Origin of the sequence: Mucilaginibacter gossypiicola, from assembly GCF_900110105.1 — a bacterium.
GTDB lineage: Bacteria > Bacteroidota > Bacteroidia > Sphingobacteriales > Sphingobacteriaceae > Mucilaginibacter > Mucilaginibacter gossypiicola.
This window is the reverse complement of the sequence record NZ_FOCL01000008.1, coordinates 257,513-275,610: the sequence shown is the minus strand read 5'-3', so window position 1 is coordinate 275,610 and position 18,098 is coordinate 257,513. Positions and strand designations below refer to the sequence as shown.

Genomic DNA, 18,098 nt, shown 5'->3' with positions numbered 1-18,098 from the left:
AACACAATTGCTGCCTTATAAGTAGCTGAAAATTAATTTAATTAAACACGCCTTACATACACCTGCATTATATTGAACGTTAAAAAAATGAAATTAAAAACGCTTGTACTATCCGCTACATTTATAGCGTCGGCAGCTCTGCTTTTAAACAGCTGCTCACAAAATGGCAACAGTGCCAAAACCGACGGTAAAAAAACCGCCGCTGCAGTTAAAGGTGATTCGGCCCAGGCTGAAACAGCAGATACCTTAAGCGTTAAAAAATCTACCTACCCTCCTATCGATAAAAAACTGTATGATTCATTGATGAAATTCAATGCCCATGGTGATACAAGCGGCAGGTGGCCAGTTAAAAATACTCCTTACCCAATAGGTGGTGCTATTTTACCATTTAAGCGTGTGGTTGCTTTTTATGGTAATCTTTATTCAAAGAAGATGGGCATTTTGGGCGAATTACCGCCAAACGAAATGCTCGCTAAATTGAAAGGTGAAGTAAAACACTGGGAAAAAGCTGATCCTAAAACTCCGGTTCAACCCGCCTTACATTACATTGCAGTGGTAGCACAAGGTGACGGTGGTAAAGATGGAAAATTCCGTTACCGCATGCCATTTAAACAGATTGATAGTGTGTTGGTGTTAGCTAAAAAAGCACATGCCATTGTATTTTTAGATGTACAGGTAGCTTTAAGCAACATCCGCGCAGAATTACCATTGCTTGAAAAATACCTGGAATTGCCACAAGTACATTTTGGCATGGACCCCGAGTTTTCTATGAAAGACGGTACCCATCCAGGTAGAAAGATAGGCACTTATGATGCAGATGATATTAACTATGTATCAGATTACCTTACCAAAATTGTTAAGAAAAATGGTCTACCGCCAAAAATCCTTATCGTGCACCGTTTCACCAAGAAAATGGTGACCAACTACAAGAACATCAAACTACATCCAGAAATTCAATTGGTAATGGATATGGACGGCTGGGGCGAACCTGATTTGAAGACCGGCACTTACCGCTACTTCATTAACCAGGAGCCGGTTCAATTTACAGGCTTTAAATTATTCTATAAAAACGATATCAAAAAAGCTCCTCACCACATGTTAACACCAGAGGAAGTTTTATCAAGATACAAACCATACCCGATTTATATCCAGTATCAATAAGTCGGAAGTCTTAAGCCAGAAAGTCCTGAGTAGGTAATATAAAACATTATTTACTCGGGACTTTCTATTTTAAAGCTATATTTTCGACGACTAACTAAAAAGACGTCATTGCGGGGAACGAAGCAATCGCGAACTCTACAGAGCAGCTCTGCTAATCGGGGATTGCTTCGTTCCCCGCAATGACGATCATAACAGACTTCTACATTTTAGAAAAAGAATTTATGATAAAATGGGGCATTATTGGTTGCGGGCGAATCGCGCAAAGGTTTATGCAGGGATTTGACGCCGTTGAAGGTGTTGAACTTGTAGCATCGTATTCGCGCAGGCCCGAAACTGTTGATGCCTTTGTTGCGCAATACGGTGGCCTGGCGTGCCGCACTGTTGAAGAATTACTCGCCAGTGATATCGATGCCGTTTATATAGCGACTTTGCCTGATAGCCACGCTGCATACAGCATTGCCGCGCTTAAAGCAGGTAAACATGTACTTTGCGAAAAACCTGTTGCTGTAAACCTCGCCGAACTGGATGAGGTACTTGCCGTTGCCAAACAAACCGGCTTGCTTTTTATGGAAGGAATGAAGCCTCCTTTTTATCCACTATATGGCAAACTGAAAGAATATCTTATTAACGATCCGATTGGCCCAGCAGGGTATGTTCGCGCTGGATCAGCAGTGGCCGATTGCCCTCCCGATCATCCCAATTATAACTTTGATCTTATTGGCGGCAGCCTGATGGGTATTGCTATTTATGAAGCTTTTTTAGCGCTCGACTGGCTCGGCCCCATGCGGGATATTCAAACCATGGGCAGGTTTGGTGAAACCGGAATTGATATGTTTGCCATTTTTCAAACACTTCATCAAAATGGCTATGCACAACTATATTGTGGCTTCGATATGCATGGCAAAGGCGATGCATTAATTGTAGGTACGCTGGGGCATATCACCATCCACAAAAACTGGTGGAACCCGGCAAAAGCAACAATCAGTTATCTTGATGGCCGCACGGTAGAATTGAATGAACCTTTCACTGCCGGAGGATTAAACTATGAGATCATACATTTTTGTGAGCTCATAAAACAAGGCAAAACCGAAAGCCCGATACTTCTGCATGAATTATCCCGGCAAATGATAGCCATGATAGATCGGGCGAGGGCCCAGATAGGATTGAAATATCCGGTGGAAAGGTAAGCTGTTTCTTATTTTTGTCTCCTAACTGGCGCAAGTTTTGTGCGGTTGCCCAAGCGGGGCTAACTTGTGCGTTCTACAAGCAGTATAAAAAGCACAAGTGAGCATCTCTCCGGCCACGTACACAACACTTGCGCTAAAAACCGCGAAATTCCGAAATCCTATTTACAGCTTGGCCGAGTTTAACACCGGGCTTTGGCTGGCGTTTACCTGATATGTGTAAATGGCATTCTGCTCATCAACCTCAACAATACGGTAACCTTTATAATCGGTTCCCCAGTCGCCGCCAATATGCGAATCGAAAAAATGCGGAAGTTTATCGGTATAACGTACACCATCCAATAAATGATCGTGGCCGTGAAACACCGCTTTTACATTGGGATAAGCATGTAACAGCTGGATAGTTTCGGGACAATCAACAAACACATCATTCTTTACCCATTTGGTAGGCGGGATATGCAGTACAACAAAAACGATCTTCTTATCAGTAAATTTATCTAACGACGCTTTAAGGAAAGCGTTATTGGGGCAGGTGTAGATGCCTTTTGTATCAGCAGTGTGAGCCAATACGAAAGCAATATCACCAAATTCTACAGTGTATTTATCCTCGTAACCAAAGGCATTTTTCCAAACAGTAGCATCAGCAAAGTCATGGTTACCGGGGATGGTATGATAAGGAACGTTTAATTTATCGAGGTATTTGGTTTTGATCTCAGGAAGCAGATCGGGACGGTTATGTACCAAATCGCCGTTCACAATTACAAAATCAAGGTGGTTTTTACTATGATCCTCATTAAGCCATTTAATCATATTCCCGGTATGCAGCGGAAAATCAGTTTCCGGCTGGCCATAGTGGATATCAGATGCCAAAGCAAATCTTAATTTAAGTTTAGCTTTGGTAGCGCGGCTGTACCGGTTATTTTCGGCAGCAAAGCTGTTAACGGCAGGTAAAAGACTTAAAGCGGCTACGCCTGTTAAGGCTGTGCCAAAAAAATCGCGGCGCGAGGTCATAGGCTATTATTTTACTGCAAAGGTAGCCCCTCCGTGTTAAATGAAAGTTAAGAAACAGGCATAATCACTAAATCAAGCCATCGCAAACTCAGGCTTCACTTCGCTGAGGTGTTTGTTGTACCAGTTGGTGCTGTTGTAGCGGGCGTTGATTTCGTAGATCTCGGGTTTTAATTTCAGCAGGTTTATGATATCCTGGCATGAAAAACGGTTGCAAACCGGATATAGCTCTTTGAACACCCGCTCGATAAAATAAAAATCTTCGGGATGGTCAAGCGCAAAACGGTGCGACATGGAATAATCCAGTCCGGTTTCCCAGGTTACATTGCCTATGTTGAAAATAAGCGGGTTTTCGTATATGTATGGCGAAGTATGCTCCAGATCGTACGGTCGACCGGCATTTTCCCAGGCTTGTTTAAGGCAGGCCATGCTCATCACTTCTACATCGTTGCCATCGGGGTAAGTGGCCGGATACAAGTTGCTCACATAATCAAATTTTTGCCTGTTGCTGAAAAAGTATTCGAGCACTTTGTCAATGATCCGCGGATCGATCAGCGGGCAATCGGCAGGGATTTTAACAACCACATCGGCATTGAATAGTTTCGCTGCCTGGTAATGCCTGTCGAGCAGGTTGCCAAGACTGCCCCTGTAACATTGAACGTTAAGGTTTTCGGCCTCCTGTGCAATAACATCATCTTCGGCACCTTCTGTAGTGGCAATGACGATGCTGGCCTGATGCTGGATCATACCTATTCGCTCCACCATGCGGGCCAACAAACTTTTACCTGATATAGGCAGCATTACCTTGCCATATAAACGACTTGATGCCATGCGGGCCGGCACTATAATCACTACGCGCTCATCCATCATTTCCGGGAGTTTGAGGTTTATCAAAAAAACATTAACGGGTTAAATGTATAATGGCAAGGTTTAAATATGGCGAAGTTTATATTATTAAATTGTTAACCTGCAGAATAGTTTACAAAAAATAAAACCCGGCACGAGGGCCGGGTCTTACAACATAGGTATAGGTTATTTAATAATAGAAAACGTTGGTTTGAATATCCGCACTTAGTTTTTTATCGTCGGTAGCTGCTTTAATACCCTGCAGCCATACGGTATATACCGAACCCGCCCGAAGGTTAACATTGGTTAAGCTGGCTAATACGGTAGTGGTACCTTTTTGACGGATATTAAGTGTGTAGGTAACATTGCCTTTAATGGTTACAAAATCAGATACTTGTTTGTAAGCTTTATTTGATGCCAGAACACTGTCTTTTGAAGTAACCAGGTCAACTGTGCCCGCATCGGCGCTTAGGTTAGCTAAACGGATACTGGCCATCCCTGCAGCCGGCTGAACGATAGAATCGGCAACAAAAATCACATCACGTTTGCCTGCTGTGTTGGCAAGATATACCGAATAAAGTTTATTGGCAGTAAGATCGATAGTGTCGGCGGCGACTTTTTGTTTAGTGCCCGAAACGTAAAAGGTTGCTGTTCTTTTGCCGGGATAGGCATTAACATAATCAATACCATGGCCGTAACGGATTGGGAAAGTATTGGCCCTGTTGGGCTCAAGATAAAAATCAACAGGATCAGAATCGGGAGAGGCATTGATAACCGAAACGAGCGCTACGGGAGGTTGAACGTAATTGTTATGATCTTTTAAACACGAACTGAGTGTTGCTGCCAGCAAACATACCATCCCGATAATGCCTGCCCGCCTTGTTAATTTTTGCTGAACTGTTTTCATAAAATAAAATATTGGTTGTAAACTGATATTTTAACTTTACGTAATCAGCAGGCATTACGCTACTTGGGGTTAAAAATTTTAACCTCGGTGCTATTTAGCATAAATACGTTTGGGCTTGGATTTTAGTATGTAAAGGATACGGGTTTCAATTGTAAAAAAATAGCGGATAAATGTTATCCGCTATCATCAATAGATTATGGAGTTATACTATCGGAATGGTGCCACCATCGATGGTAAATTCGCCGCCATTTAAATAAGCGGCCCGGTCTGATACCAGGAAGGCAACCAGCTCTGCAACTTCTTCAGGTTCGGCCGGCCGACCCATCGGGATGCCCCCAAGCGAATCCATAATGATTTTCAGCGCTGCCTCTTTATCTCCGCCGTTTTGTGAGGCCAGGTTATCTATCATTCCCTGTGCCCCGCCGGTATTGATAAAACCCGGTGCTACCGAATTAACACGCACCCCTTTAGGGGCCAGCTCCTTGGAAATTCCTTTGCTGTAATTACTTAATGCCGCTTTTGCCGCGGCATAGGGCAGTGTAGCTTCAAAAAGCGGCATTTTACGCTGGATAGACGAAATGTGGAGTATTACCCCTTGTTTTTGGCTAAGCATGGTTGGCAGCAGCCCTCTGTCTAACCTAACGGCCGCCAACAAATTGGTTTGCAGGGCAGCCTCCCAATCGTCGTCACTTAGTACCATAACCCCTCCTGCCGGTGACTCAGAACCGCCGAGGTTGTTGATCAGGATATCGATGCCACCTAATCGTTCAAGCGTTTCTTTTACTACTTTATCGGTACCGGTTTTGGTGCTAAGATCGGCCTGAATAAAATTGGCGGGATCGATGTCTGCGGGTTGGGTGCGGGCGGTGGTTACCACGCTGGCACCTCCTTTAAGCAGGCGTTCAAAAATGGCTTTACCTGCACCTTTGGTTCCTGCTGTAACCAGGATCTTTTTGCCTTTAAATTCGTTTTGGTCAATATTGAAATTTGCTTTTGCAATCATTTTATGTCAATTTATGTTTGTATGATGATGCAAAGTTGATGAAGTATCAGGGGCAGGTCAAGTACGGAAAAATGATTCAATACGGATAAATTTATCCCTGTGGTTGTCGAAATTTGCAGTTTAAATAATACCGAAAACGGAGTTGTTATGTATGAAAGGAAATTACCCATACAGGATGAATGCGGCCTTGACCTGATACGAGAGGTTGTATTTGGCAAATGGAAAATCCACCTATTGTATTACATATGGCAAGGCATCAGCAGGCCGGGCCAATTGCAAAAAAGTATTCCTGAAGCAACGCGGCGGGTTTTAAATATACAGCTTAAACAACTGGAAGACGACGAGCTGGTTGCTAAAACCGTGTATGATCAGCAACCGCCCAAAGTGGAATATTATTTAACAGATTTGGGCAAATCAATAATGCCCATTATCAATGAGCTTGGCCAGTGGGGTGATCATAACAGCGAACACCTGAGGAGGGTAATAAAAAAACGGTTGGTATTGCCGGAGGTATAACACCTTACCCACGATAAAAAGGACCGCCTGTTAATGTAAATAACAGACGGTTTTTTTATCCAGACTAAAACTTCGTAAGTCTTCAATAGTTTCTCATCCACCGGTTGTTTAAGAATAAAGCATGGGGCACCAGCAAACAAAAAAAGGCGAAAAGTAACAAAACCTTTCACCTTTTTTCTTTAACCTTTCCCCTATCTATTGATTACAGATCGTTTTTAATTTTTGATTATAATCAGGATTTAGCGGTTCATTGGTTTGAGCCAGGCGCTGCGAACCTACATTGGCCGGACAGGCAATGCCATTAGGCCCGTCATAAACCAAACCGGGTCTTGTGCTGATGAGTTCTTTCGGTACGTAGATCTGTACCGTGGTTTTTGAATAGCTATGCGGATAAAACCGGATGTAATATCCATCTGGATGTAATGACCATATGCCTGATGGTACCGCCGGATCAGGCGCCGGAGCCAAACCGGCTAACATGGCATACTTTTCCATCTCTTCGTAAGATGAATTACCAGAGGCAGCTAATCGGCGGATATTGTTTTCAGCCTCAAAAACACTTTGAACCGCAGGCGGCAATTGGTTTTTGGCTTTATCCATTACACTGGCGGGCAATACACCCAGCGCACCGCCTTCCAGCATTAACAGTTCATTAGCTGATAGCAGCCTGGTTGCGGTAAGCTTAATATCGGCCCCCATATCAACAAACCTGGTGCGTGCAATAATCGACCATAATAATATCTGGATGCTATGCTGGTCAACCTCGGGATGAGTTTCAGCATGTTTTAATATCAGTATTACCACATCACGCTTTGGCCCCAGCACCGGGGCAAGCATATACCCGTCGCCCGTACTGGGGCCACGGGTACCCGCATGCAGACAATAGCTTTTGCTGGTCATTTCATAAAAACCGGCGCAAAGCTTAAATCCGCCTCCGGGTGCTTTTGGCAAAAGGTATAAAGGCTCGGCCACCTGCCCTTCCATAAATGATGGTGGTTTGGAGCCTGTTTTGTTAACGTCATTAAAACTGGTGGTAATGGCCTGCGGCTGTTTTAGCAATTTATTAAGGCTGCCGCCCGATACCATATCTGTTCCTTTATCCAATATGGCTTTCCCAAAACCGCCAAACTGAGCTTGTACAGCAGTGCAGCAAAATAGGCAGATACCCAGGCAAATGATAAGATGTTTTTTGAAGTTTTTTAAAGATAACAGGTATGTTAGTGCAGGGAGCAGGAGTTTTTTGTGCTTCATATAGATATAATGTTTAAGTTTCAATTGCATTAAACAAAATGACACCTGAACTGTTTGATGATTTTATTCACAATTGTTATACAATAGTTAATATATCTATTGATGCGAGCAATAATGTAGTGCCTGTCGTATACAACGATGGGTTTCGCTTTCAAATCTATATGTCGCTATTCGAGGCCTCTGACTTAGGATGACTTCAGATAGCATAGATAGCTGTTCGGACAGCATTTTTAGTTGGCCAGTTATTACAACGCAAGCTCCATTTGGATATTGGCGCGTTCATACGGCGAAGGCCTGCCTGCTACCTTAGTAAAGCCCAGTTTATGATACAGGCTGATAGCCGGCTTTAAGATGGTGTTACTCTCCAGGTACAACTTATGGCCGCCAAGCGCCTTTGCTTTTTCAATAATGGCCTGCCCTAATAAAAAGCCTATATTTTTTCCCTGTGCCTTTGGCGAAACTGCCATTTTTGCCAGCTCGTAGTCATAATCGGGGTCGTCCATTTTTAATAGTGCACAAACCCCAACAGGTTCATCGTTATAAAGGGCAACTAATATAAGCCCTCCATTGTCTATGATATAACTATCGGCATTATCGAGCGCCTTGTAGTCGGCTTCTTCCATTACAAAGTATTTAGAGATCCACTCTTCATTTAATGCTTTAAAAGCGGTAGCATATTGAGGCTCATAGGGTACTATGCTTACTTTATTGCTTTCCCTTACCTTTTGATGTTCCTGTACCCTGCGCAGCAATGTTTTTTGTTCCAGCAGATATTCCCATTCTTCAATAGCTTTCCACAGATCATGATTGGCCTGTGATAAAAGTTCCTCAACGGCACCGGTAACATCGGTATACTGATCCTGTATTTTTGCCCCTGCTTCTCGTCCCTTGGCCGATAAGCTTACCATATTGCGCCTGCCGTCGGCTTTATCTTTTTTCTCGGTAACAAAGCCATTCTTCACCATTTCGGCAATGATCTTGCTTACCGATGGGTGGGAGTGCCCAATCTCTTTGGCTATTGAGGTAATTGTAAATTCACCGCCCTCCTGCAATACATAAAAAACAGGGAACCATTTTGGCTGAAAATCTATATCGTATAATTTGTAGATCTGTGCAGCATCGTCTGTCATGGTTTCGGTAAGCATTCTGAGCCGGCTGCCTATCGCCATTTTTCCTACTTTATTAAAAAACTCCATAATAAGTAATTAATTATGTAACTAATTACGCAATTATATCACGTTATTTTGAAAATCACAAGTGGCTCAATGTCATATTCTATTCATAAAATAAAATTCAGAGAAAGAAAAAGCCGGACTGGATAGCCCGGCTTTCGTATGATATGGTATTAAATATTAAGCTAAGGCTTTACCCATTAATGGATCGCTGAAGCTTGATTTACCTGTTTCCACACGGCCGGCGAAACGTTTTGCAAATTTTTCGAAGCCATCAACCTTTGCGCTGAAATCATACCAGTTATGGCTTTTGCTTAAGTTTAAAGCAATTGTTGCGCTGGCTCCGGCTTTTACAGTAACTTTATGATCGCCCGTTTTATAGCTATTATCGGTTACGGCAATGGTCTGTACTTTATTGCCATGATTAGTTATTTTCAGGGTGATATTACCGGTTAATTTACCGGCAGCCTGCTCGTATTCGCAAACAACATCAACCAACGGATCGGCAGCATTACCCTGATACTCACGGAAGAAGCCGTTAGGGCCATAGGTACGCAAATGGTATTCGCTGTTTTCAAATTCATGCAGCGGCCATACATCACTTAAAGTATCTCCAGCTTTTGCTGTATAGGCCCATGTGCGCAGGTCTTCCATTTTCTGCGGATCATTCATGGTGGCGTATTTGCCGGGTGCATATACGTTAAACGGTGAACCTAATGCTTTCGTGCCAAATGCCTTATTGCTTGCAGTAAATTTAATTTCAAACGATTTTTTATCAGCGCTTAGTTTACCATCTGCATAAAGCTGATAAGGTAATGCAGATGATGGTTTGATCCCTTTTTCCTGCTGCGGCATGTATGGTGACGAATGCGGGTCTTTATTGATCTGTGCAATTTCATCGGCAGTAAGCAGCTTGTAATCTGAAGGCAGTTTTTTGAACTGGGCTTTGTGGATGCTTTCTAAAAATGCTTCTCTGGCCACAAATTCGGGGTTTTCTATCTTCTCACCGTTGTACGGGCGGAAAACACTCGAAAGATCACCGCAAACCGTACGGCGCCATTCGCTGATATTGGGCTCGGTTACTTTTTTGCCGGTTTTATGGCTTAGAAAGGTTTCTAAAAATTGTAGTGTCGAGGTATGGTCAAACACTTCGGAGTTAACCCAACCGCCGCGGCTCCATGGCGAAGCTATTACCAGTGGTACACGGAACCCTAAACCTATCGGGCTTTCACGGTCAAATACTTCCGGGAAGTTATTGCGTGCTTTTTCCTGCTCTAAAGTAACAAAATCCACACTCGGGTCAATTCCTGCCGATACTTTCCCTGTGCCCGGTTTATGCGGATTGGGCGCAGTAAAAGGAGGAACGTGGTCAAAGTAACCGTCATTTTCATCGTAAGCTAAAATGAAAACTGTCTTTTTCCAAACTTCAGGATTTTGCGTAAGGATGTCCAGTACTTCGGATACATACCATGCGCCATACCAGGCCGAGCTTGGATGGTCTGAAAAATGCTCAGGTGCCGATAACCAGCTTACCGTTGGCAGATGACCGTCCTTTACATCGGCACGGAACTGATGAAGTACATCGCCCTTAGGTACTAAAACCTCGCGGTCGGTGCCGTCATCATTATATTTCAGCGGACTTAAGGTGCGGTAATGCGGATCATTGGTATTAGTTACAAAACCTTTTTGGTGCAGGTTTTTTTCACGTTGAGAAAGACTGGCAAATTTACCCGGATCAAGGCTTGCCATGTCTTTTTTAGTGTTCTCCAAATCACGTTGCTTTTGTTTAAGCTGCTTTTGAAGGTGATCGATATGGGCATCTCCGGCAGGCAAAGCAGCAATTTGTTTTTCTACAGCTGCTATTTCATCAGGTAAAACAGTTGATTTTTTTTGCAGATGGGCGATGTGCTTATCGTACAGTTTAATGTTGTACTGGCCAAAAAATTCCAGCGGGTTATCCTGGAAATTTGATAACCATGGGTCTTCTTCGCCCTCTAAGCCGGTATCAATAGCTATTTCGTTCTGGTAGTGTTTCCACGATATGTTGTGATCTTCCAAACGCTCGGGGAACGTTGCCCAATTCAGCGTACCATAATCCATATCATCATTCCAAACGTGTGCAAGCGAGTTTTCATGCTGCTCGGCACGGATGGTACCGCTCCAGAAATATAACCTGTTGGGGTTGGTGCCTGTTAATGATGAGCAAAAATTCTGATCGCAAACGGTAAAAGCATCAGCCAGGGCATAGTAAAATGGAATATCCTCGCGGTTGTGGAAACCCATTGTTAAAGGCATATTTGAGTATTCCTTAATGCTGTTGCGTTTAACGTTAAGCCATTGGTCAAACTTACCATCATTACGGGCATTAACCTGGTTGCCCCATGAATGAGGCAATGAGCTCATCCATGTTGCTTTGGTATTTTTAATATCAAGGTGAAAAGGAGCATAGGTTTCGCCTTTTTTGTTTGATTGCAGCCAAACCTTGTTTTTATTTGGCAGATCAATAGCGCGCGGGTCGTTGTAACCACGTACCCCTTTAAGCATTCCGTAAGTATGGTCAAACGAGCGGTTCTCCTGCATCAGGATTACAATGTGCTCGGCATCCAGGTAGGTACTGCCCGGAGCCGGGTTAATGGCCATTGCTTTTTGAATAGATTCGGGTAAAATGCTGGCGAGACCGGCCGCTCCGGTTAATAAGGCTGCTTTTTTAAGAAAATCTCTCCTTGAATCAGACATGTTTTGTTTTTATTTAGTTCATGGCCTATGGATGATAGATCATGGTTGTTTTTAGTTTTTAATATTGGCGATGGCCAAATTACAATGGTTGTTTTAAATCTTCAGAATTTATGGTTAATTTTTAAAAATCCATGAACCATCAACCATGAACTACTTGCCTTTTCGTTCTGCAATAACTTGTTCACAAAGCCCAAATGATAGTGTCATGCCGTTACCGCCAAGGCCATTGATTAAAGTTACACCTGGCTCAATATCAACAATAAGCTCGTACGCGCCGTTGGTCATTTTAGGATAGATGCCGTGCCATGACTGCAGCATTTTCCAGTCCTTAAAATTGGCAAATGTATGTAAGTACTCGATTATTAAATTATTAATAAATTCTTTGTCGAAAGGGTCATGAACCAGGCCATATTCGTGCGAATCGCCGATGGTAAGTTCGCCGCTGCCATTTTGTGATACCATTACGTGGATACCCCATTTCAGGTGTGTCGCATATTGTTCCTCATAACGCGTGCGCAATGCCGGTAATGAGGCCGCCGCCTGGAAACCCGGATAATGGATCAGGGATAAACCACCGCATAATGAAGGGCCGATGCGCCATTCATCGGGCTGGGTAACCAAACGCATCATCTGGAGTTTGCACTTGGTGATCTGCGTTTGTGCAAAAAGTTCGGGATAAAGTGTTTCAAAATCGGCGCCGCTGCAAACATAGATTTCGTCTGCTTCCCAGCTTCGCGTACCTGAGCTAACTTTTGGATGTTCGATACGGCTGATGGCCGTGTTCCAGTTAAATTCAACGCCAAATTTTTCGGCAAGGTAAGCTGCCACTTGTCCAACGGCTACGCGCGACTCAATAATCATTTCTTCGCCGCTCCACAATGCACCTTTCAAACCATCGGCATTGATGGCCGGTGATGTTGAAATAGCCTCGGAGGGGGTTAGCACAGCGCAATCACGGTGTTGTTTATTTACATCCACATATTCTTCTATCACCTGCAGTTCATCATCATGATAGGCAAGGTGCAAGGAGCCAACTTCGTTGTGCCAGATATTGGCTTCGGTACAAACCGTTTTCCAGATGCTTTTTGACAGCATGGCACGTTCAAACATTGGGCCGGTAGCCTGGCCAATAGGCCACACCATACCAAAATTGCGGATAGAAGCGCCTACGGCGCGTTCATTGCGTTCAAATACGGTTACCTTATAGCCACGAACGGCCAAAGCGCGGGCTGTAGCTAAACCTACAATGCCTGCGCCTATAATTATTGCACTTTTGTTTTCGCTCATTATATTATTTATTAGGTCATTGAGTCATCGGTCATTTTTTTGACTTTGCACTCATGGCTGCGCACTTATTGTCTGAAAATTTATCTGTTCCCTGGTACCTTCTTCGGTACTCAATTTTTTTTTATCGCGGGCAGCGCTTTGTAAAAAGTAAATGAGCGATAGCGATGCGCAAACACCACCAACGATGGCCACTATCATAACACCTTCCTGAAAAAAGGCTCCCCAGCTTATTGACGGGCGGCCAAGTTCTTTTACCAGTAAAACACTTACACTGCCCAGGTATCCCATCGAATCGGCAATGTACATGATAAAGCCTACGTTGCTTTTATAGTGGAACGAAGCTATCATCCGCTCAAAAAATATGGCATTGTAGGGCACATAGCCCATGTAAAGTCCCAGGCCAACGCAGGTCATCCATAAGGTTGGGCTTACCATTTTAAAGGTAAACATGATGGTTGATATACCCACCAGCACGCAACCGGCAATGATCATTAAATGGATAATACTGAAAGCGCGGAGGTTTTTACGCACCAGGATGAGTAAACTCATTGCTACTAATACCACCAGCGAAATTTTAATATCCGTAGTAGTAAAAATGCTGTTATCCTTTATGCCCAGGCTGGCCCAGATCTCTACCTCAAAATTATCGCGCACATCGCGCATAATAGTAAGCAGTACATAAACAATCAGGGTAAGGATAATACCCGGTAAAAAACGGATAACGAATTGCTTACGCTCCGCGGCGTTCATTGGGATACGCTCGGAGCGTAAACGTATGTCTTCGGTGGTAGGCGCGGGGATAAGCTCCATACAACCTACAAAAAATAACAGCGGCAGTGCAAATACAGCTCCTGTTAAAAAGGGCATGTAATACTCATTTACATGGAAACTGCTTATAAGCGTACGTCCTGTTGTTTTTACAAAGCCCGATGCAAAAATAAGGCTGATAGATAATACTGAAGCCATGAACTCGGTTGAACGGCGGCCTTCCAGGTAACCGAAAACAAGTCCCCAGATAAGGCCCAGCGGGAAACCGTTGATGAACAGAAATACGATATTCCAGGGTGCAGGCACAAAAGCAAAGGCAAGCAGGGCTGCCCAGGCAATACCGATCAGCACTAAAATATAGCGTGCACGGGTTTTGCTGTTTACTTCGGCTATAAATTTAATACCATAAAACTTGCTGCTCATGTAGCCGATAACCTGGGCTATAACCAGCCAAACTTTATAATCAACATGAAAGTATTCGTGGCCTGTAAAAGTTGCGGCTGCAAATGCCTTACGGAAAGCATACATGGAAGTATACGTTCCGAAGGCCGAAACTGCTGCCAAAACAGAAATCAGTGCATAAGGCCATTGGGCTACTTTTGCACGTAAACTTTCAATCAACCTCATATACTTATTGGTTTATGATATCAACTACTTGTGCAATATCGTCAATAATATGGGTAGGATGGTAGGTTTCCAGCTCGGCACGGGTGAAAGCTCCTGTAGTTACACCTATTGAGTATTTACAACCGGCATTTTGACCTTCGCGTACGTCAACTTCGGTATCGCCTACTTTAACCACTTCCACGGCATCGGCAATACCCGCTTCCTGCATCATTTTTTGGATCATGAAAGGGTGCGGGCGGCCAAGTTCTACCTCGTCCGAGCCAACAATGTAGTCGATCAGGCCTTTTTCCCGCCATTGCAAACGGTTTATAATAGTATCAGCTATATCGCGCGAAAAACCTGTGTTGATACCTACTTTTACGCCTTGCTCATGCAGTTTGGTAAATGTTTCTTCAACATTTGGCAGCGGCTCAATGCGGGGCTCAAACCGGTAAAAGTTAATCATTTGATGAACAAACTCTTTATGTATGGCTATTACCAGCTCATCGGTAATAACTGATTGGTTGGCTTCGTGTTCGGCAAGCATTTTACGGATGGCAAGCGTTTTCTCGTAGCCCATTAGCGGATCTATTTTTTCCAGTTTAACTTCATAACCAAACTTTTGCATAGCAGCCCTGAAAGCTTTGCTAACCTCGTGATCGTCTTTAACCGTAGTGCCAGCTATGTCAAATACCACTAATTTTATGCTCATAATAACAAATATAATTGTTTAGCAATACTAAACTTAATTTATTAAAATTAAACCAAGTTAGTGTTAAGGTTTGGTTAAGGTGGGTGATTGGGTTTCCTTAATTTGCAAACGAGAAATTTATGTGAGAAGTTTCTACAAAGGAATTATTATAAAAACTTGAGCCATACAGACAAGTAAATTGAGCCGTGCAAGAAATCCCCTCATGAACAAAACACCTGATCTTTGTTTTTTAATAAAATATCAACTATAAAAAACATGATGAAAATAAATTTGGGCAAAAACGGCCCGTTGGTTTCAAAACTTGGGTTGGGCTGTATGCGCATGTCGTCAGTTTGGGGCAGCAAGGCCAATGATGAAAGCGAAAGTATCGCTACTATACAGGCAGCATTAGATAGTGGCATTAACTTTTTAAACACGGGCGATTTTTATGGTGCCGGTCATAACGAGCTATTGGTTGGCAAAGCCATCAAAGGCCGCCGGGACGACGCGTTTATCAGCGTTAAATTTGGTGCTATTTTTTACAATGGCCAATGGCTTGGCTTAGACCTTCGCCCTATCGCTATTAAAAACTTCATCAATTATTCGTTGGTGCGATTAGGTATAGACACTATTGACCTGTATCAGCCTTGCCGCCTGGATAACAGCGTACCGGTAGAAGATGTAATAGGTACAGTTGCAGACCTGATCAAAGAAGGCAAAGTACGCCACCTTGGTGTGTCTGAAATTACTGCAGATCAATTACGCAAAGCCAACAGCGTACACCCGGTGACCGCGTTGGAAATTGGTTACTCATTAGCCGACAGGCAAATTGAAAACGATCTTCTCCCCACTGCAAAAGAATTGGGCATTGGCGTGGTAGCATTTGCCAACACGGCCGAAGGTTTACTTACCGGCGATATGAAAGCACCGCTTCCGGCAGATAGTTATCATAATCACTTTTCACGTTTCCAGGGAGAAAACCTGGTAAAAAATCTTGAAAAAGTTGAAGTGTTGAAACAAATGGCCAGCAACAAAGGCTATACGCCTACTCAGCTTGCCATTGCATGGGTAAACGCCCAGGGCGATATTATGCCATTGGTGAGCATGAGCCGCAGATCACGTCTGCCGGAAAATATACAGGCTATGCAAGTTGAATTTAGCGCGGATGAAATGAACACGCTTAACACCACTTTTGCGCAAGGTGCAATATTGGGCGGTACATACCTGCAACGATAAATAGATGGGGCTGCATAAGCCCCTTCTATTTTATATATTTACATAGTGACCAATCCAACCGAAATAATTCCCGGAGTTATATTTTACTCTTTTTTCTCGAAGATGAGAAAAGAAAAGGTGGGCTTTTTTGAACACAGTACCCTGGTGCTACAGGTTTCGGGACAATTTTGCATAGAAACCGCCAATCAAAAAATAGCTATGAAAGGCGGCGAAATGATGCTGATCCGTAAAAATCAATTGGGCGAACTCATCAAAATGCCGGTAGATGGCGGCGACTATCAAACTATTATCATTTGCCTAAAAGAAGATATGTTGCGGCAGCTTGCCCTGGAAGAGCAGATAGAGCCGGGACAGAAATACACAGGTCAGCCCAATATCAGGATCCCCGAAAATGAGTTTCTACGGGGCTTTTTTCAATCGGTGATCCCTTATGTTCACCATCCCAACGAAAAAATAACCAAACAACTGGGTCTGCTTAAAGTAAGGGAAGCCGTGCAGTTACTGCTGCACACCATGCCCGAGCTAAAGGATTTCTTGTTTGATTTTTCGGAGCCTCATAAAATCGATCTGGAAAAATTTATGCTCAGCAATTTTCATTTCAACATACCCGTCGAGAAATTTGCGCAACTTACCGGTCGGAGCCTTGCAGGGTTTAAACGCGATTTCCAAAAAACTTTTGACAGCTCGCCGCGGCACTGGCTTCAAGCCAGGCGGCTTGCAGAGGCACGTCACCTCATTGAAAACAAAAACCGGAAACCATCCGAAATTTACCTCGATTTAGGATTTGAAAGCCTGGCCCATTTTTCCCATTCATTTAAAAAAGAATTTGGTAAAGCACCTACCGAGTGGACGCACTAATTAAAGTTTGCTTTTGTTTATAATGAATTGATTTTTGTTTCAGCCTATTAAAGAGAAGTGGCATTACATTACCCCGTTCCATTAACCACTCACATAATCAACCCAATCAACCACTCACTAACCTATTTCTTCTCTTCAAAAAAATAGATCACCAGCATGCTGGCCGTGGTGTTGCCCATGTTTTTGGGAGTATGGGAAATGCGACCGTCAAAGAGCATACTATCGCCCTGGTTAAGGGTTATGGTATCGTCGTTAAACTGGTAGGCTATCTGGCCTGACAGGATATACTTATACTCAAAAGCCTCGGTTTCAACAAGCGGGCGTGAGGCATCGGGTTCAAGCTCCAATATTACAATATCAACCGTGCTTTGACTTATTGATTGTGTAAAGATGCGCTGATAATGAAAACCATCGGCATGTTCTTTTTCAAAATGATCATATTCATGTTTGCGCTTTACTAAAACGGGCGGGTGGTCGCTTTTTGAACGCATATCTTTAAAAAACTCGTTCAAATCTATTTCCAGTGCTTTAATGATATCTATAAGTACAATGAGCGATGGAATGGTGCGGCTGTTTTCAATTTGTGATATCAGGCCTTTACTTACGTTGGCCCTTACGGCAAGTTCCTGTACGGTTATATTTTTTTCGCGACGGCGTTCTTTTATCCGGTTACTGATCTGTATCAGTATATCTTCTTCCATTATGTATCTTTTTATGCAGGTGTTCGCTGCGCAAAGTAATTAATACGTATAGTTATCCAAAATGATTTTTTTGTTACCGCCGTACGTATGTTGTTTCTTTTTACGAACATAAACCATTTATGTTTAGCTTAATGGCTGGTAATTAGTTGTGTTAACAAATTCTTAAA

At 43.2% G+C, this 18,098-nt stretch carries 16 protein-coding genes; 5 read left to right on the top strand and 11 right to left on the bottom strand.

Annotated features, from left to right (window positions below; all coding sequences use genetic code 11):
* Window positions 1–87 precede the first annotated feature (87 nt).
* On the top strand, window positions 88–1,161 hold the full coding sequence (locus BMX50_RS24480) for a hypothetical protein (protein ID WP_091216154.1): 1,074 nt from the start codon (window positions 88–90) through the stop codon (window positions 1,159–1,161).
* A 179-nt stretch (window positions 1,162–1,340) separates the two neighbouring features.
* Window positions 1,341–2,348, top strand: coding sequence for a Gfo/Idh/MocA family protein (locus BMX50_RS24475; RefSeq protein WP_091215862.1), 1,008 nt, complete (start codon window positions 1,341–1,343; stop codon window positions 2,346–2,348).
* Between the two features lie 162 nt (window positions 2,349–2,510).
* Here the strand turns inward: BMX50_RS24475 and BMX50_RS24470 are convergent, their stop codons facing one another.
* The 4 genes from BMX50_RS24470 to BMX50_RS24455 all read right to left on the bottom strand — a co-directional run bounded on the left by BMX50_RS24470 (window position 2,511) and on the right by BMX50_RS24455 (window position 6,109).
* On the bottom strand, window positions 2,511–3,356 hold the full coding sequence (locus BMX50_RS24470; protein WP_091215858.1) for a metallophosphoesterase family protein: 846 nt from the start codon (window positions 3,354–3,356) through the stop codon (window positions 2,511–2,513).
* A gap of 72 nt (window positions 3,357–3,428) precedes the next feature.
* On the bottom strand, window positions 3,429–4,247 hold the full coding sequence (locus tag BMX50_RS24465) for a cytidylyltransferase domain-containing protein (RefSeq protein WP_244281095.1): 819 nt from the start codon (window positions 4,245–4,247) through the stop codon (window positions 3,429–3,431).
* Between the two features lie 142 nt (window positions 4,248–4,389).
* A complete protein-coding gene (locus BMX50_RS24460) occupies window positions 4,390–5,106 on the bottom strand; it encodes a DUF4397 domain-containing protein (protein ID WP_091215850.1) in 717 nt (238 codons plus the stop codon).
* A 202-nt stretch (window positions 5,107–5,308) separates the two neighbouring features.
* A complete protein-coding gene (locus BMX50_RS24455) occupies window positions 5,309–6,109 on the bottom strand; it encodes an SDR family oxidoreductase (RefSeq protein ID WP_091215847.1) in 801 nt (266 codons plus the stop codon).
* A gap of 147 nt (window positions 6,110–6,256) precedes the next feature.
* On the opposite strand from BMX50_RS24455, the gene BMX50_RS24450 reads away from it, so the two are divergent.
* Window positions 6,257–6,625, top strand: coding sequence for a winged helix-turn-helix transcriptional regulator (locus BMX50_RS24450; protein ID WP_091215842.1), 369 nt, complete (start codon window positions 6,257–6,259; stop codon window positions 6,623–6,625).
* 195 nt (window positions 6,626–6,820) lie between these two features.
* Here the strand turns inward: BMX50_RS24450 and BMX50_RS24445 are convergent, their stop codons facing one another.
* The 6 genes from BMX50_RS24445 to BMX50_RS24420 all read right to left on the bottom strand — a co-directional run bounded on the left by BMX50_RS24445 (window position 6,821) and on the right by BMX50_RS24420 (window position 15,157).
* Window positions 6,821–7,876 carry a hypothetical protein gene (locus tag BMX50_RS24445; protein ID WP_143065252.1) on the bottom strand — a complete coding sequence of 352 codons (1,056 nt, stop codon included), beginning with the start codon at window positions 7,874–7,876 and terminating at the stop codon, window positions 6,821–6,823.
* A 245-nt stretch (window positions 7,877–8,121) separates the two neighbouring features.
* Complete coding sequence (locus tag BMX50_RS24440; RefSeq protein WP_091215836.1) at window positions 8,122–9,072, bottom strand: bifunctional helix-turn-helix transcriptional regulator/GNAT family N-acetyltransferase; 951 nt, start codon at window positions 9,070–9,072, stop codon at window positions 8,122–8,124.
* Window positions 9,073–9,228: 156 nt separating this feature from the next.
* Window positions 9,229–11,784 carry a phosphocholine-specific phospholipase C gene (locus tag BMX50_RS24435; RefSeq protein WP_091215833.1) on the bottom strand — a complete coding sequence of 852 codons (2,556 nt, stop codon included), beginning with the start codon at window positions 11,782–11,784 and terminating at the stop codon, window positions 9,229–9,231.
* 150 nt (window positions 11,785–11,934) lie between these two features.
* Window positions 11,935–13,071, bottom strand: a complete 1,137-nt coding sequence (locus BMX50_RS24430) for a TIGR03364 family FAD-dependent oxidoreductase (protein WP_091215829.1) — start codon at window positions 13,069–13,071, stop codon at window positions 11,935–11,937.
* Window positions 13,072–13,122: 51 nt separating this feature from the next.
* Window positions 13,123–14,466: a DUF5690 family protein gene (locus BMX50_RS24425; RefSeq protein ID WP_208864789.1), complete on the bottom strand. Its 1,344-nt coding sequence runs from the start codon at window positions 14,464–14,466 to the stop codon at window positions 13,123–13,125.
* Between the two features lie 4 nt (window positions 14,467–14,470).
* Window positions 14,471–15,157: an HAD-IA family hydrolase gene (locus BMX50_RS24420; protein WP_091215826.1), complete on the bottom strand. Its 687-nt coding sequence runs from the start codon at window positions 15,155–15,157 to the stop codon at window positions 14,471–14,473.
* A gap of 255 nt (window positions 15,158–15,412) precedes the next feature.
* On the opposite strand from BMX50_RS24420, the gene BMX50_RS24415 reads away from it, so the two are divergent.
* Window positions 15,413–16,372 (top strand): aldo/keto reductase, encoded by a 960-nt coding sequence (locus BMX50_RS24415; RefSeq protein ID WP_244281094.1) that lies wholly within the window; start codon window positions 15,413–15,415, stop codon window positions 16,370–16,372.
* A gap of 102 nt (window positions 16,373–16,474) precedes the next feature.
* Window positions 16,475–17,230 carry a helix-turn-helix domain-containing protein gene (locus BMX50_RS24410; protein WP_244281093.1) on the top strand — a complete coding sequence of 252 codons (756 nt, stop codon included), beginning with the start codon at window positions 16,475–16,477 and terminating at the stop codon, window positions 17,228–17,230.
* Between the two features lie 122 nt (window positions 17,231–17,352).
* Here BMX50_RS24410 and BMX50_RS24405 read toward each other — a convergent pair whose 3' ends face one another.
* Window positions 17,353–17,931: a helix-turn-helix domain-containing protein gene (locus BMX50_RS24405; RefSeq protein WP_091215819.1), complete on the bottom strand. Its 579-nt coding sequence runs from the start codon at window positions 17,929–17,931 to the stop codon at window positions 17,353–17,355.
* Window positions 17,932–18,098: the final 167 nt, after the last annotated feature.